At 73.0% G+C, this 14,871-nt stretch carries 12 protein-coding genes and 3 pseudogenes; 8 read left to right on the top strand and 7 right to left on the bottom strand.

The genetic code is table 11. The features are described from left to right. Positions 1–71 precede the first annotated feature (71 nt). Positions 72–1,313, top strand: coding sequence for a TIGR02679 family protein (locus ACFW2G_RS03740; protein WP_384580256.1), 1,242 nt, complete (start codon positions 72–74; stop codon positions 1,311–1,313). A gap of 154 nt (positions 1,314–1,467) precedes the next feature. On the opposite strand, the gene ACFW2G_RS03735 is transcribed toward ACFW2G_RS03740, so the two are convergent. Next, positions 1,468–1,731, bottom strand: coding sequence for a hypothetical protein (locus ACFW2G_RS03735; RefSeq protein ID WP_037917677.1), 264 nt, complete (start codon positions 1,729–1,731; stop codon positions 1,468–1,470). Between the two features lie 210 nt (positions 1,732–1,941). Here ACFW2G_RS03735 and ACFW2G_RS03730 point away from each other — a divergent pair, with 210 nt between their 5' ends. The 5 genes and pseudogenes from ACFW2G_RS03730 to ACFW2G_RS03710 all read left to right on the top strand — a co-directional run. Continuing rightward, on the top strand, positions 1,942–2,448 hold the full coding sequence (locus tag ACFW2G_RS03730; RefSeq protein ID WP_384446702.1) for a hypothetical protein: 507 nt from the start codon (positions 1,942–1,944) through the stop codon (positions 2,446–2,448). Positions 2,449–2,518: 70 nt separating this feature from the next. Further along, positions 2,519–4,072, top strand: coding sequence for an SPFH domain-containing protein (locus ACFW2G_RS03725; RefSeq protein WP_384580259.1), 1,554 nt, complete (start codon positions 2,519–2,521; stop codon positions 4,070–4,072). Between the two features lie 52 nt (positions 4,073–4,124). Then, a complete protein-coding gene (locus tag ACFW2G_RS03720; RefSeq protein ID WP_384580261.1) occupies positions 4,125–4,304 on the top strand; it encodes a hypothetical protein in 180 nt (59 codons plus the stop codon). Positions 4,305–4,445: 141 nt separating this feature from the next. Continuing rightward, positions 4,446–4,751, top strand: a pseudogene (locus ACFW2G_RS03715) (ABC transporter permease); the annotation flags it as partial. Positions 4,752–5,277: 526 nt separating this feature from the next. Continuing rightward, positions 5,278–5,918, top strand: a pseudogene (locus tag ACFW2G_RS03710) (SidA/IucD/PvdA family monooxygenase); the annotation flags it as partial. 60 nt (positions 5,919–5,978) lie between these two features. On the opposite strand, the gene ACFW2G_RS03705 reads toward ACFW2G_RS03710, so the two are convergent. Continuing rightward, the gene (locus tag ACFW2G_RS03705) at positions 5,979–6,215 is read right to left on the bottom strand and encodes an MbtH family protein (RefSeq protein WP_037915127.1); all 237 of its coding nucleotides are present in this window, start codon (positions 6,213–6,215) and stop codon (positions 5,979–5,981) included. 276 nt (positions 6,216–6,491) lie between these two features. Between ACFW2G_RS03705 and ACFW2G_RS03700 the strand changes: the two are divergent. After that, positions 6,492–6,859, top strand: a pseudogene (locus ACFW2G_RS03700) (acetylglutamate kinase); the annotation flags it as partial. A 62-nt stretch (positions 6,860–6,921) separates the two neighbouring features. On the opposite strand, the gene ACFW2G_RS03695 reads toward ACFW2G_RS03700, so the two are convergent. Beyond that, on the bottom strand, positions 6,922–7,374 hold the full coding sequence (locus tag ACFW2G_RS03695) for an Lrp/AsnC family transcriptional regulator (protein ID WP_037915130.1): 453 nt from the start codon (positions 7,372–7,374) through the stop codon (positions 6,922–6,924). Positions 7,375–7,495: 121 nt separating this feature from the next. Here ACFW2G_RS03695 and ACFW2G_RS03690 point away from each other — a divergent pair, with 121 nt between their 5' ends. Further along, positions 7,496–8,497: an asparaginase gene (locus ACFW2G_RS03690; RefSeq protein ID WP_037915133.1), complete on the top strand. Its 1,002-nt coding sequence runs from the start codon at positions 7,496–7,498 to the stop codon at positions 8,495–8,497. Positions 8,498–8,543: 46 nt separating this feature from the next. On the opposite strand, the gene meaB is transcribed toward ACFW2G_RS03690, so the two are convergent. The 4 genes from meaB to ACFW2G_RS03670 all read right to left on the bottom strand — a co-directional run bounded on the left by meaB (position 8,544) and on the right by ACFW2G_RS03670 (position 14,848). After that, positions 8,544–9,533, bottom strand: a complete 990-nt coding sequence (gene meaB, locus ACFW2G_RS03685) for a methylmalonyl Co-A mutase-associated GTPase MeaB (protein WP_384446693.1) — start codon at positions 9,531–9,533, stop codon at positions 8,544–8,546. A 10-nt stretch (positions 9,534–9,543) separates the two neighbouring features. Then, complete coding sequence (gene scpA, locus ACFW2G_RS03680; protein ID WP_384446691.1) at positions 9,544–11,730, bottom strand: methylmalonyl-CoA mutase; 2,187 nt, start codon at positions 11,728–11,730, stop codon at positions 9,544–9,546. After that, positions 11,727–13,592 (bottom strand): methylmalonyl-CoA mutase family protein, encoded by a 1,866-nt coding sequence (locus ACFW2G_RS03675; RefSeq protein WP_384446689.1) that lies wholly within the window; start codon positions 13,590–13,592, stop codon positions 11,727–11,729. Before ACFW2G_RS03675 ends, scpA begins: the two co-directional genes overlap by 4 nt. A 536-nt stretch (positions 13,593–14,128) precedes the next feature. After that, positions 14,129–14,848 carry a DUF2470 domain-containing protein gene (locus tag ACFW2G_RS03670; RefSeq protein WP_384580263.1) on the bottom strand — a complete coding sequence of 240 codons (720 nt, stop codon included), beginning with the start codon at positions 14,846–14,848 and terminating at the stop codon, positions 14,129–14,131. Between the last annotated feature and the right edge of the window lie 23 nt (positions 14,849–14,871).

Genomic DNA, 14,871 nt, shown 5'->3' with positions numbered 1-14,871 from the left:
GCGGGCCACCCGCGGCCGGGCCACCCGCGGCCGGGCCACCCGCAGTCGGGCCACCGGCGGACCGTCCGCCGGTGGACGAAGCGCGCCTGCGCCGCCTGCTCGGCGGCGCCGACCTGGCCTGGCTGGTGGAGCGGGTGCGCCGGCGGCTGGAGCGCGGGCAGCCACTGACCGGGCCGGTCTCGCTGGCTGCGCCGAGCCCGGCGGAGCGGGCAGCGGCCGAGAGGCTGCTGGGCCGGACGCCCGGTGTCGGCAAGGCGCTCACGGTCCGGCTCGACGCCGTGGACGCCGTGCTGGTCAGAGCGGGGATCAGCGCGGAGGGCCTGGGGGCGGCCGTGACCGTACTCACCGGACGGGTCATCCCCCTCGACGCGGCCCGCCGGAACGAGCAACAGGCCTGGGAGGAGGCGTACGCACCTCTCACCGACCTGGCCGAGGACCTTCCGGCCCACGCCGCGTGGGCCGGGCGGGTGCGGGCCGGCGGCCTCGTGCGCCGTCTCGCCGGCACCCCCACCGCCGCCCGTGCCCTCCTGGAGGAGACGGTCCGCGTGCTCCGGGAGCTGCCCGTCGCGCCGGCACGGTCGCTCGCGGTGTTCGCCGCCGACGTCCTGGGCAGCGCCCACGCACTCGACGACGGCACGCCGGTGGCCACGCTCGCCCTCTCCGGCGCCCGCGCACTGACCGGGCACCCCGAGGGCGCGGGAGCGGCCTGGCGGCGGGCCGCGTGGGCCTCGGTCGGCCTGCTCCGGGACGACGTCTCCTCGACGGTGCTCACCCTCAACCTCCGCGGAACTCCGGCCCTGGACTGGGCGGCCGACGCGGGTGAGCCGTCCGTACTCACCCTCCGGCAGCTCGCCCGCCGCCCACCCCGGACGGCCCCGCCCGTGGTCCACATCTGCGAGAACCCCGCGGTGCTCTCGGCCGCGGCGGACACGCACGGACCGGATGGCCTGCCGCTCGTCTGCGTCCAGGGTCAGCCGTCGGCCGCCGCGCTGACCCTGCTCACCCGCCTGCACGAGCTCGGCGCGGCTCTCCGCCACCACGGCGACTTCGATTGGGGCGGCCTGCGCATCGCCACGACGCTGTCGGGGCACGTGCCCTGGAGCCCCTGGCGCTACACCGCCGCCGACTACCGTGCGGCGGTGGCGGCCGGGGGACCCGGTCTGCGCCCCCTGGACGGGAAACCGGCGCCGTCGCCGTGGGACCCGGACCTGGCACTCGCTCTCAGCGAGCAGGCCCTGCGCGTCGAGGAGGAGGCCGTGCTGGACGTGCTGCTGGGGGACCTCGCGCGGTCGGGCGGGGAAGCGCTCCGGTAGGGCCGGGGCCGCCACCACCCGACCGGCCACCACCGGACCGGCCGGCGCCCGCACCGGCGGGGTACCGCGGCGGGAGCCTCGTCCACCCAGGCGGGCACACCGTGCGGGTCGCCGAGCCCGCGGTCGCCGAGCTCGCAGTCGCCGAGCCCGCGGTCTACGTGCCGCGCCCGTGCGCGTTCGTGGCGTACGCGGCCAGGACGCCGGCCAGGCACCCCCAGACCAGGCCCTCGCCGCCGCCGAGCAGCCAGCCCAGGAAGCCGAGCACGAGCGTGACGACCGCGCCGGCCGCCAAGGCCCGCCGGTCCCGCAGGAACGCCCACCGGGCCCGGCCCCGGCCGGGTTCCCCCAGTTCCTCCACCGCCGTCTTGATCACCAGGGCCGCCAGGACCACGGCGGCGAGGAGAAGCGTCGGTTCCACCGGGTCCTCCCGTCGGTTCGGCCGGGCCATGCCGCTCACGGCCACGGGGCTCGTACACCTGCTTGTACACCCTGCGGCACGTCGCCGTGCACGGCGGTATGCGTCAAAGACGCATAAAGATTGCCGACGGCAGGCAATGTGCGCCGGTGCGGCCTCCAGGCAATCTGTCGGTGTCCGGCGGAAACGGCGGCCAGACGGGGGAGGTGTCCGATGGGCTGGTTTCTTGGGCTCGGCATCGGGGGGATCGTGGTGCTGGCCGTGGCGCTGGTGTTCGACGGGGTGCTGGAGGGGGTTTTCGAGGGCACCCTGGGCGGACTGTTCGACGGGTGGCTGTCGCTTCCGGTGATCGCGGGCTTCGTTTCGACGCTCGGTTTCACGGGGGCGATCGTGCTCGGGTCCACGGGACTCGGGCCGGGAGCGGCGGCCGCCGCGGGCGCGCTGGCCGGAGCGGGGGCGGGCTGGGCGACGTACCGGCTGAGCCGGGCGCTGCTGCGTGACGCCGGGGGGCGTGCACCGCAGCGCGCGGACCTCGTCGGAGTCGCCGGACGCGTGGTCACCGCCATACCGCACGGCGGCTACGGGGAGGTGCTGCTGTCGCTGGCGGGGCAGCCGGTCAAGTACGCCGCTACCGCCGACGCCCCGCTGGAGCGCGGGGCCGAGATCTGGGTGACGGCGACCCCGTCGGACACCTCGGTCGCCGTCCGCGCCATCGAGTGACGGCGCACCGCTCCATCCGCTTCACGTCCATCACCGATCTGCCCCTTCGGGGAGGCAGGGGGAATCCATCATGAGTCCAGTCGCCGTCGCGGCCATCGGGATCGTCGTACTCCTGGTCCTGTTGGCTCTGGTCGTCGTCACCCGGTACAAGGTCGCCGGTCCCAGCGAGGCCTTCATCATCACGGGCCGCCGCGGGAAGCGGTCCACCGATCCGGAGACCGGGCAGGTCTTCACCGACAACAGCGGTCAGAAGGTCGTGGTCGGCGGCGGCGTGTTCGTCGTCCCGTTCGTGCAGCAGCGGTACAGCCTGGACCTGTCCAGCCGGCACATTCCCGTCGCGGTGCGGGGAGCGGTCACCCTGCGCGGCATCAAGGCCAACCTCGAAGGGGTGGCCATCGTCAAGGTCGGCGGGACCGAGGACGCCATCAGGGCCGCCGCGCAGCGGTTCCTGCGCCAGCAGGACGGGATCGTCGGGTTCACCCAGGAGGTGCTCTCCGGCGCACTGCGGGCGATCGTCGGCCGGATGTCGGTGGAGGACGTCATCCGGGACCGGGCCGCGTTCGCCGGACAGGTCGCGGAGGAGGCGGAGGCCAGCCTCTCCGGGCAGGGCCTGGTCCTGGACGCCTTCCAGATCCAGGACATCACCACCGAGGGCTCGTACCTGGAGGACCTGGGCCGCCCGGAGGCCGCCCGCGCCCGGCAGGAGGCGGACATCGCCGAGGCCAACGCCCGGCAGGCCGCGGAGCAGGCCCGACTGAAGGCGGAGGAGGAGATCGCGGTCGCGCAGCGCACGCTCTACCTGCGCCAGGCCGAGATCAAGGCAGAGACCGACGCGGCTGCGGCGCGGGCGAGCGCGGCCGGTCCGCTCGCCGACGCCGACCGTCAGCAGCAGATCCTCACGGAGCAGGAGAAGGTGGCCGAGCGACAGGCCGCACTGACCGACCGTCAGCTCGATACGCAGGTCCGCAAGCCCGCCGACGCCAAGCGGTACGAGGCCGAGCAGCAGGCGGAGGCCGAGCGCATCGCCCGGGTCAAGCAGGCGGAGGGCGACCGCCTGGCCGCCATCGCGGCCGCCGAGGCGGAGGCGGAGCGCGCCCGCCTGACCGGTGAGGGCGAGAAGCAGCGCCGCCAGGCCCTGGCGGAGGCGGAGGCCATCGAGGGCGCCAAGCGCGGCGAGGCCGAGCGGGCACGCCGTGCCGCCGTCGCCGAAGCCGTCCGCCTGGAGGGCGACGCCGAGGCCGCGGCCATCGCCGCCAAGGGCGCGGCGGAGGCAGAGGCCATGCACAAGCGGGCCGACGCCTTCGAGAAGTACGGGGACGCGGCCATGCTCCAGATGATGGTGGAGGCCCTGCCCCAGATCGTCGCCAAGGCCGCCGAACCGCTGGGCGCCATCGACCGGATGACCGTCATCTCCACCGACGGAGCCTCTAAGCTCTCCCGCACGGTCACGGACAACGTGGCCCAAGGGGTGGAACTGCTGGGCTCCGCCACCGGGGTCGACCTCGGTGCCATGCTCCGCGGCCTGGTCGCGGACCAGGTCGGGAAGGCGGGCGCGGCCGGGCCGGCACCGGTCCCCGGGGCGGAACGGGTCCCCGTGGACGGAGCGATCCCCGTCACGGACTGACCGCCGTGACGGACTGATCGCCGAGGCCCAGGGCCCGGTGCGGGGAGGACCCGTGCCGGGCCTGGCCGCGTTGCTCCCGCAGACCTACCCGCCGCCGCCGAGCAGGGCGAGGGCCCGGGCGGTGGCGTTGCCGGCCTCCGCCGTCGCGGACGCCCTCGCGTATGCGGCGTCCCCGCCGCCGGAGGTCGACGTCGACGAACTCGTCGTCCGTCCTGTCGCGAGCGCACAGTGACCGCCCCGGGAGGCTGCGGCGGCCCGCTCCGACGGCTGCGGGTACGGGAGGGCAAGGAAGCGCTGCGGGCCCTGTTGGTCCGGGGGTGGCGGGCGCCGGACCGCAAGGACTGGCGGACCTGGACCGCTCGCCTTCGGCCTCAGCTGGCTGTCCGCGGCCATCGGTCTGGGTGCCAGCAGCGTCGAGGCGGCGAGCAACGCCCCCATGCCGCTGACCTTCCTGCCCTTCCTCGGCAGCGCGATCGTCCCGCCGGAGTCCATGCCGGTCGGCCTGCGCTGGTTCGCCGAGTACCAGCCCTTCACCCCGATGACCGACACCCTCCGCGGCCTGCTCATGGGCACGGAGATCGGCAACAGCGCCTGGCTGGCGCTGGGCTGGGGCGTCGCTCTCAGCCTCCTCGGCTTCCTGTGGGCGCGCTCGGCCTTCAAGCGCGAGGCGAAGATCTAGGGATCCGCTGCACGCACCCAGAAGCGAAGGGGGCCGCACGGCCGCAGGCCGGGCGGCCCCCTTCCGCGTGCCGCACGGAGCCGGAGCACAGGAAGCCCAGCCGCCAACCGCTGATGGCGTGGCTCTCGGACAGGGACCCGACGACGATGCTGTGCTCGGCCAGTCCGGGCACGTCGGCGACGGAGGCGTGGGGGTGGCCAGCTCGGCGGGGTCGAGGCGCCAATCGGCGCCTGCAGCCGTACGTAGCGGGGCGCGGCCCCGGTCAGTTCGACGTTGGCGGTGAAGTGGGGGTCCCGGTCTCGGGCCCGCTCCGGTCGGTCAGGGCAGCTGGCGCATGAGGTCCGCCGTGTCGCGCCGGCGCGTGCACCCGCTGTGGGTGCCGGAGTCCAGCACCCGCCCGCCCGCACGTCGGCGGGTTGCTCCTGGCTGAGCTTGAACATCGGCGGAGCGTTCTCTGGAGCAATACTGAACAAAGCTCTCTCGGGTCAACGGTCGAGATTCCATGACGCCAGCGGGAGAATTTTCTATGGGGGCAACGGGTACACGTGAACACGAGATTCGTGACGTGGCGGGCGTCGGTTTAGGCCCGTCCAACCTGTCGCTCGCAATCGCTCTGGAAGAGTACCGGGCCAACGTTCCGGACCGTCCGTTCAAGGTCGCGTTCTTCGAGCGCAAGGCGTCGTTCGGCTGGCACCGCAACATGCTGCTGCCATCGACGACCGTGCAGATGTCGTTCCTCAAGGACCTGGCCACCTAGCGCAATCCGGTGTCCAGGTTCAGTTTCGTTTCCTATCTGCATGCGGCCGGTCGGCTGGTGCAGTTCGTCAACCATCGGGATTTCTTCCCGACGCGGCAGGAATTCCACCAGTACCTGGAATGGGCGGCGGTCGGCCTCGCCGACCGCGTGTCCTACGGCTACTCGGTCGCCGACGACACCCCTTCCCGGTGGGGTTGCTCGGCGACTTCGACCGGCACCTCCTGCGGGGCGAGGCGGGCCGGCACCGGGTGGAGCGCGACCACCGCCTCGTCGCCGCGGCGGGGCTGTCTTGCGGGATCTACCTCCAGGGAGGCACCGAGCACACCCACGGCCTGTCGTCGCCCCTGCTGTCGAACATCGCCGTGCGCAGCGGGGAGATCGCCGACTCCGTCGTCCTGCGCAGGGTCGAGCAGGAACTGGCCGGCACGTTTGCGGCTGTTCCGCGCGCTGCACGGAATGCCGGATTCACTTCACGCTGCGTCGACCGGAACCCGGTCCGCGGCCATGGCGTCGCGCTGGCTCTTCGGCCGCAGGTCGGTCCAGTTCGCCTCGACGTACTCCAGGCACAGCTGGCGGCTTTCCTCACCGAATATGACGTGCCAGCCGGCCGGAATCTCCGCGAACGACGGCCACAGAGAGTGCTGGCCCTCGTCGTTGACCAAGACGAAGAACCGGCCGTCGGCGCCGTCGAACGGGTTGTTGCTCATGCATCCACTCCAATTCAAGCAGTTCACGGTCCGTTTCCCGGACGGGAAGGGGCCGTCATCCATTCATGGGGATGGAGTCGGCGAGACCGCCGTGCCCGATCACGGCACCTTGCGGGTGCCCCGTGGAGACCGGAGTGCCGATGAGGCACGCCACCGGCCCGGTCGATGCGCTTCCCCCGCTGTCCTGTTGACGGGACAGCTCCGAACACCATGCACCAGTTTTTTGATGTTCTGGTCGAATTCCCGGGAACGGACTTCCTCCCACGTCTTCCCGTCAAGGCGGGGCTGCGGGTCACCTCGTCTCCCGCGATGGACGCGGTCCGCATGGTGCTCGCCGGGCGGGTCCGGCGTGAGCTCGTCGGGCCGATCAACACCAACGGCCCGCTGGCCGTCGGGATGGCCGGCGAGGACGCGGACACCCTCACCGCGGTGCCGCACGTCCCGTGGGTCGACGGCGAACCGTGGACATCGGCAGGGTCGGCGAGATCACCCGGGTGGATACCGGCGCCCTGGAGGCACTCCTCGCGGACGGCCGCATTCCGGTCGTTTCCTCCGTCGCCCGCGACGTCGAGGACGGCCACGTCTGCAACGTCAACGCCGACACGGCCGCCGCGGCGCTGGCCGTCGCGCTGCGCGCCCCCACCGCCCCTGCCCGACGGCCCCGAGCCGTCGGGCACGGGCGTTCCGCGCCCCGGCCGCCACCCGCTCAGGTCACCGGCAGGCCGGTCGGCTCCTTGACGCGCTTCATGATGATCTGCGAGTTGACCTCGGTGATGCCGGTGAGGGCGGTCAGCTTCTCGATCCACAGCCGCTCGTACGCCCGCAGGTCCGCGACGGCGATCCGCAGCAGGCAGCCCGGGCTCCCGAAGAGGCGGTAGGCCTCGATGACGTCCGGGATGTCCTGCAAGGCTGCCTCGAAGGCCTCCACCGCCTCCCGGTCGCGGCGCACCTCGACCGAGACGAGCACCTCGAAACCGCGGTCGACCGCCTCGGGGTCGATCACGGCGCGGTAGCCCTGGATCACCCCGTCCTGTTCCAGCTGGCGCACCCGGCGCATGCAGGGCGACGGGGTCAGCCCCACCCGCTGGGCGAGCTCCTGGTTGCTCAGCCGCCCGTCGGCCTGAAGCTCGCGCAAGATATCGCGGTCAATGGCATCCATGGCGCAATTATCACCCGTGTCTTCTCGCCACCTCGGCGGAAGACGCAAGCACATTGCGTACAGATCTCTCTATCATTGCTGCTTTAAGTACATATGTACGAGTGAAGGGTGGCCAGGCAGCATGGGACGGATCGTCGTCATCAGCACCGGCGGCACGATAGCCAGCCGCTGGCAGGGCTCCGGCTTCGCGGCCGACGCCGACGGCAACGAGGTCATCGCCACGGCACCACTGCCGGAAGGCATGACCGTCGAGGTCGTCGACCTGTTCAGCGTGAACAGCCCCCGACTCACCACGGCCCACCAGCTCACCCTCCTGCGCACCGTGCACGAGGTGCTCGCCGACCCCGGCGTCGACGGCATCGTCGTCACCCACGGCACCGACACCCTGGAGGAGTCGGCGTTCCTCGTCGACCTGCACCACCACGACCCGCGCCCCGTGGTCTTCACCGGCGCGCAGCGCCCGATGGGGACCGCCGACGGCGACGGACCGGGGAACCTGTACGACGCACTGCTCACCGCCGCCACCACCCGCGGGCTCGGCGTCCTGATCTCCTTCGCCGGACGCGTGCACGCCGCGCGCGGCACCGTGAAGACACAGGCCGTGGAACTGGACGCGTTCGCGGACCCCTCCAAGGAACTGCTCGGGAAGGTCGGCTTCGGCAAGGTCACCATCCTGCGCACCCCCCGGCGCCCGGCCGCCCTTCCGCTGCCGGCGATGCCCGAAGTCCCGCCGCGCGTCGACGTGGTGATGCACCACGCCGACGCCGACCCGGTGCTCCTGAACGCCTCCGTCGAAGCCGGCGCGCGCGGCATCGTCCTCATCGGGACCGGCGCGGGCAACGCCACCCCGGAGATCGTCGAGGCCGTCCGGGCCGCCGTCGCCCGAGGCGTGCTGGTCGCCCTGACCACCCGGGTCATGGCCGGGCCGGTCACCGAGATCTACACGCACGGCGGAGCGGTGGACCTCGTGGCCGCCGGCGCCGTCCCCACCGGCACCCTGCGCGCCGGCCAGGCCCGCATCGCAATCCTCTCCGCCCTGCTGTCCACCGAGAACACGGTCGAACAGCTCCGCCTGCTCCGCGAGGCCCTCACCCCGACCGGGTCGGTGCTGGTCGAGGCATGACGGCACGGCCTTTTCGCAGCACCGCCGGCGGTACGGCCCAGGGGGTTCAGGCGCCCGGGCTCCCGAAGGCCGACAGGATGCGGTCCGCCGCCGACGTCGGGGTCAGCGAGCCCGCCCTGACCTCGGCCTCCAGACCCGGTGCGAGCTCCCGTACGGCCGGGTTCGCGCGGAGGCGTTCGAGTAGCTCGTCACGGACCATCGACCAGGTCCACTCCACCTGCTGCGCCGCCCGCTTCGCCGCCAGCCGGCCCCCCGCGTCCAGCAGCGCGCGGTGCTGCTCCAGGCGGTTCCACACCTCGTCCAGGCCCGTCGACTCCCGGGCGCTGCACGTCAGCACCGGCGGCGTCCAGGCAGCGTCCACCGGATGCATCAGCCGCAGCGCGCCCGACAGCTCCCGGGCGGCGGCCTTGGCGTCCCGCTCGTGCGGGCCGTCCGCCTTGTTCACCGCCAGTACGTCGGCGAGCTCCAGGACGCCCTTCTTGATGCCCTGCAACTGGTCGCCGGTACGGGCCAGCGACAGCAGCAGGAAGGAGTCGACCATGCCCGCCACCGTGGTCTCCGACTGGCCCACGCCGACCGTCTCAACCAGGACCACGTCGTAGCCCGCCGCCTCCATCACGATCATCGACTCACGGGTGGCCCTGGCGACCCCGCCGAGCGTCCCCGCCGACGGCGAGGGCCGCACGAAGGCCGCCGGGTCCACCGACAGGCGCTCCATCCGGGTCTTGTCGCCCAGGATGGAGCCGCCGGTGCGCGTCGACGACGGGTCCACCGCGAGCACCGCCACCCGGTGGCCGAGCCCCGTCAGCATCGTGCCGAAGGCGTCGATGAAGGTGGACTTCCCCACCCCCGGCACACCGCTGATGCCGATCCGCCGGGTCCGCCCCGCGTGCGGCAGCAGCTCCGTCAACAGGCTCTGCGCGAGCACCCGGTGGGCGGGCAGGGTGGACTCGACGAGGGTGATCGCACGCGCGATGAACGCGCGCTTCCCGTCGAGCACCCCCTTCGTGTACGCCTCGATGTCGATCTTCGGCACCGGCACCCGCCTACAGCTCGTGGCCCAGGTCCGCGGCCAGCCGCGTCACCAGGTCGTGGGCCGCGTCCGGGATGACCGTCCCGGGCGGGAACACCGCGGTGGCGCCCATCTCCAGCAGCGTCGGGACATCGGCCGGCGGAATCACCCCGCCCACGACGATCATGATGTCCTCACGGCCCTCCTCCGCCAGCTGCTCGCGCAGCGCCGGTACGAGGGTCAGGTGGCCGGCCGCCAGCGACGACACGCCCACGACGTGGACGTCCGCCTCGACGGCCTGACGGGCCACCTCCGCCGGGGTCTGGAACAGCGGGCCGACGTCCACGTCGAAGCCCAGGTCGGCGAAGGCGGTCGCGATCACCTTCTGGCCCCGGTCGTGCCCGTCCTGGCCCATCTTGGCCACCAGGATGCGCGGACGACGACCCTCCGCCTGCTCGAACCGGTCCACCAGCGCACGGGTGCGCTCCACCGACGGGGACTCGCCCGCTTCGTTTCGGTACACGCCCGCGATCGTACGGATCTGGCTCGCGTGCCGTCCGTACACCTTCTCCAGTGCGTCCGAGATCTCACCCACGGTCGCCTTGGCGCGGGCCGCGTCCACCGCGAGGGCGAGGAGGTTGCCGTCGCCGCGCTCCGCGGCGTTCGTCAGTGCCCGCAGCGTGTCCTGGGTGACTTCCTCGTCACGCTCCTCGCGCAGCCGCCGCAGCTTGGCGATCTGCTGGGCGCGCACCGAGGAGTTGTCGACCTTGAGGACCTCGATCGCCTCGTCGCTGTCCACCCGGTACTTGTTGACGCCGATCACCGGCTGGCGGCCGGAGTCGATCCGCGCCTGCGTACGGGCCGCGGCCTCCTCCACGCGCAGCTTGGGGATGCCCGCGTCGATGGCCTGCGCCATGCCGCCGGCCGCCTCGACCTCCTCGATGTGCTGCCAGGCCCGCCGCGCCAGGTCGTACGTCAGCTTCTCCACGTACGCGCTGCCGCCCCACGGGTCGATCGACCGGCAGGTCCCCGACTCCTGCTGCAGCAGCAGCTGTGTGTTGCGGGCGATGCGCGCCGAGAAGTCCGTCGGCAGCGCGAGTGCCTCGTCGAGGGCGTTGGTGTGCAGGGACTGGGTGTGCCCCTGGGTGGCCGCCATCGCCTCGATGCAGGTGCGCGTCACGTTGTTGAAGACGTCCTGCGCGGTCAGCGACCAGCCCGAGGTCTGCGAATGCGTGCGCAGGGAGAGCGACTTGGCGTTCTTCGGGTCGAACTGCTTGACCAGGCGCGCCCACAGCAGGCGGGCCGCGCGCAGCTTGGCGACCTCCATGAAGAAGTTCATGCCGATCGCCCAGAAGAACGACAGGCGCGGCGCGAACGCGTCCACGTCCAGCCCCACCGCCTGGCCGGCCCGCAGGTACTCCACACCGTCCGCGAGGGTGTACGCCAGCTCCAGGTCGGCCGTGGCACCGGCCTCCTGGATGTGGTAGCCGGAGATGGAGATCGAGTTGTACCGGGGCATCTTCTGCGAGGTGAAGGCGAAGATGTCGGAGATGATCCGCATCGAGGGCCCCGGCGGATAGATGTAGGTGTTGCGGACCATGAACTCCTTGAGGATGTCGTTCTGGATGGTCCCGGCCAGCTTGTCGGGGGAGACGCCCTGCTCCTCCGCGGCCACGATGTAGAGCGCGAGGACGGGCAGCACCGCGCCGTTCATCGTCATCGACACCGACATCCTGTCCAGCGGGATCCCGTCGAACAGCTGCCGCATGTCGTAGATCGAGTCGATCGCCACGCCCGCCATGCCGACGTCACCGGTGACGCGCGGGTGGTCGCTGTCGTAGCCGCGGTGCGTCGGCAGGTCGAAGGCCACCGACAGGCCCTTCTGGCCGGACGCCAGGTTGCGCCGGTAGAAGGCGTTCGACTCCTCGGCCGTGGAGAAGCCGGCGTACTGCCGGATCGTCCAGGGCTGGTTGACGTACATCGTCGGGTACGGGCCGCGCAGGTACGGGGCCACACCCGGGTACGTCCGAAGGAAGTCCAGGCCCTCCACGTCCCGCCCGGTGTAGAGCGGCTTGACGCCGATGCCCTCGGGCGTCTCCCACAGCAGGTCGGCGGCCGCGGTGCCGGTGGACTCCTTCACCGAGGAGCGCCACTGCTCCTCCGAGATCCCGGCGGCGGCGGTGGGACCGAGCGCCAGCTCGGAGAAATCGGGGATGCTCATGCGGGCACTCCCATCCGGTCGAGTACGGAGGACAGCACGGCGACGGCGTCACAGCCGGCGAAGACGTACTCGTCCACGGAAGCCTCTGCGGTGCCCGGTCGTCCGGCGAGGAAGACCGTCGTGGCGCCCGCGCCGCGCAGCGCGGCGGCCACCGCCGCGGCCTGCTCCTCGTACAGGGCGTCGCTGGAGCAGAGCACGGCCATGCCGTCGGCGCCGCTCGCCGCGTACGCCTCGGCGGCCGTCCGCGGGTCCACCGACACCGGGTCGTGCACCGGCTCGACGCCGCCCGCCTGGAACAGGTTGGAGGCGAAGGTGGCGCGCGCGGTGTGAGCGGCCGCCGGGCCCAGCGCAGCGAGGAAGATCCTCGGCCGGGCGCCGGTCTGCGCCAGGTGGGCGTCACTGCGGGCGCGCAGGGCCTCGTACGCCTCGTCCCGCCGTACGCGCGGCAGTCCGCCCGTCGGGGCGGCGGGCGCGGGCTCGCGGACGACGGGCTTCTCCGAGAGCAGCGGGAACTCACTGACACCGGTGATGGGTTCGCGGCGCTTGGCCAGCTTCCGGGAGCGCTCCGCCCAGGTGGCGGCGAGCCGGTCGGCGACCAGCCCGGAGCGCAGGGCTGCGGCCAAGCCGCCGGCCCTCTCCAGGGTTCGGAAGAACTCCCAAGCTGCATGGGCGAGTTCGTCGGTGAGGCGCTCGACGTAGTAGGAGCCGCCGGCCGGGTCGATCACCCGGGCCAGGTGCGACTCCTCCAGCAGGATGGTGGAGGTGTTGCGGGCGATGCGGCGCGCGAACGCGTCCGGCAGGCCGAGCTCGTTGTCGAAGGGGAGCACGGTGACCGAGTCGGCCCCGCCGACCCCCGCGGCCATGCAGGCCACGGTGGTGCGCAGCATGTTCACCCAGGGGTCGCGGCGGGTCATCATCACCGGCGAGGTGACCGCGTGCTGGAGCTGGGCGCCGGCCTCCGGAGCCCCCGAGGCCTCGGCGATCCGGGCCCACAGCCGGCGCGCGGCGCGGAACTTGGCGATGGTGAGGAACTGGTCAGCGGTGGCCGCGTACCGGAACTCGATCTGGCCGAGCGCGGCTTCGACGCTCAGCCCACCTGCGGAGAGGGCGCGCAGGTAGGCGACTCCGGTGGCCAGTGACAGCCCCAGCTCCTCGGCGGCGCTGCCGCCGGCCTCGTGGTACGGGAGGGCGTCCACGGTCAGGGTCCGCACCCCGGGCAGGCCGGCGGCGGCCTCCCGCGCCAGCTCCACGGCGGCGGCCTGGTCCAGTGCCGCGCCGGTCCGTGCCTCGTGACCCAGCGGATCGGCGCCCAGGGAGGCCCGCACGGCCTCCGGCGCCACCGAGCGCTCGGCGCACAGGTCCAGCAGCGCGCGGGCGGCGCCCGCGTAGTCGGCTCCGGCGTCCAGGGCGATCGGCGCGAGGTCCAGGTAGACCCCCTCCAGGGCCCGGGCGAGACCATCGACCGGGATGCCGCCGCTGCCCACGGTGAGCCAGAGGGAGGTGACCCCGTTCTCCAGGTCGGCGAGGGCCGCTTCGTTCAGGCGCTGCGGATCGGTGCCCGCGAGGCGCTGGCGCACGTCCCAGCCGTTCGCGGTGGTGCCTTCCGGCCTGCCTCCGCGGACGAAGGGGGCGAAGCCGGGAAATCCGGTGTCGGGCACCGTCCCGTCGGACGGCGCGGTGTACAGCGGGCGGGTGGTGAGCCCGTCCTCGAGTCGGGTGGACAGCGCTTCCTCTGCGGCCTCGCCGGATGCTTCCTTGCCCGACTTGCGCAGTACGCCTTCTACAAGGCGCTGCCACTGCTCATGCGTCGCGTCAGGGAACTCGGCGGCCAGGGAGAGCCCGTCGTCAGGCAGGACCGTCATGGCTCGAATGTAGGGGAGCGCGCTCAGGTGGCACCATACCGGCGGGTGTGATCTCCCCCTCTCGCACCGTGCCGAGGAGGTCCTGGAACACCCGGCTGAGCAGGACGGTTGCGGCGGCCCGGGCCGGCGCGGCCGGACCCGCCCGGGGGACCGCGATCCCTTTCGGGGGCGCCGCGCACGGTCGGGGGCTCCGGCGCGGCGGCCCGCGGCTCCTCCGGGCGGCCCCCTGCAGAGCGCCCGCCGGCCCGGTCCCGGCCATGACCGCCCGATTGCAGACATCCGACAGAAGGGACGCCGCCCGGCCCCGGTGGCCCGCGGCGCATCCGGGGGGACCGCGTGGCGGGTAGGGCCGGACGGGACTGCGACCGGCTTCGGGCTGCTCCGGGACGGAGGGGCGTCGGCCTTCCGGCACCACGGCCCGTCGCCGGGACCGGCGGGCCGTGGTGCCGGACGGTCAGGACGATCCGTACGTGTTGGAAGAGGTGGCTTTCCTGATCGCCCTCCGCGCGGCCTCCGTCAGGGGTGTTCCCGAATGCTCAGGCCGGCAGCGTGTTGCGGTGCGAGCGCCTGCGCGCCGCGCTGAAGAGCGCCTGGATCTGGGCGCCCGACTGCTCGACGTGGGTGAGGGGCGAGGGGAAGGCCAGCCGTACGTCGCGGTGGCCGCGCCGCTCCTCCAGCCGCAGGGTGATCCCGTAGCGGTCCATGGCCAGCGGCAGGGCACGCACGACCGCGGCCGTGGGTTGCGGCCGGACCAGGCGCAGCAGCAGGGTCACGAGGTCGTGGTGGTCGTCGAGGAGGTGCGTGAGCATGCCCGCCTCGTGCGCGGCGAGCGGGTCGGGCTCGGCCCGGTCGAGCTCCTCCAGGCCGACGTGGGCGATCCCGTCGGCGGTCTCCAGCTCGGCCCGATCGAACTCCATGCAGACCGACTCGGCGCCGGACCCGGGGGACAGGTCGGCGTGGGGGGTGAGCAGCCGGCCGAGCACGGTGACGCGGGCGCGCACCCGGTCCCGGACGGGGGTGGGTGCGACGTCGGTGAACTCCAGCCGGATCGCGGGCCGGTGTTCCGCGTGGCCGCCGGGCTCGGCGGGGTGCAGGTGCAGGCGGCCCATGGGGTCGCCGCCGTCGAGGTGCCGGACTTCGGTGCGCAGGCCGTCGGTGGTCACCGTCATGGAGTGGGCGGCGGTCAGGACCGACCGGATCCGCTCGGCGGCGGTGGGCAGGGCGGCCGGGGTCGTGGGGTCACCGAACAGGCGCATGCGGATCTCTCCATCGTCAAATG

It is taken from the genome of Streptomyces sp. NPDC058880 (assembly GCF_042742535.1).
Taxonomy (GTDB): Bacteria; Actinomycetota; Actinomycetes; order Streptomycetales; family Streptomycetaceae; genus Streptomyces.
The sequence above is the reverse complement of the archived record's forward strand: the minus strand, read 5'-3'. Positions and strand labels throughout refer to the sequence as shown.

What these genes read in the sequence shown, in the direction of transcription:
- ACFW2G_RS03690 (WP_037915133.1), top strand. Translation starts at nt 7,496, where the DNA reads ATGGGACGGATCGTCGTCATCAGCACCGGCGGCACGATAGCCAGCCGC.
- ACFW2G_RS03675 (WP_384446689.1), bottom strand. Translation starts at nt 13,592, where the DNA reads ATGACGGTCCTGCCTGACGACGGGCTCTCCCTGGCCGCCGAGTTCCCT.
- ACFW2G_RS03705 (WP_037915127.1), bottom strand. Translation starts at nt 6,215, where the DNA reads ATGAGCAACAACCCGTTCGACGGCGCCGACGGCCGGTTCTTCGTCTTG.
- ACFW2G_RS03730 (WP_384446702.1), top strand. Translation starts at nt 1,942, where the DNA reads ATGGGCTGGTTTCTTGGGCTCGGCATCGGGGGGATCGTGGTGCTGGCC.
- ACFW2G_RS03670 (WP_384580263.1), bottom strand. Translation starts at nt 14,848, where the DNA reads ATGCGCCTGTTCGGTGACCCCACGACCCCGGCCGCCCTGCCCACCGCC.
- ACFW2G_RS03725 (WP_384580259.1), top strand. Translation starts at nt 2,519, where the DNA reads ATGAGTCCAGTCGCCGTCGCGGCCATCGGGATCGTCGTACTCCTGGTC.
- scpA (WP_384446691.1), bottom strand. Translation starts at nt 11,730, where the DNA reads ATGAGCATCCCCGATTTCTCCGAGCTGGCGCTCGGTCCCACCGCCGCC.
- ACFW2G_RS03695 (WP_037915130.1), bottom strand. Translation starts at nt 7,374, where the DNA reads ATGGATGCCATTGACCGCGATATCTTGCGCGAGCTTCAGGCCGACGGG.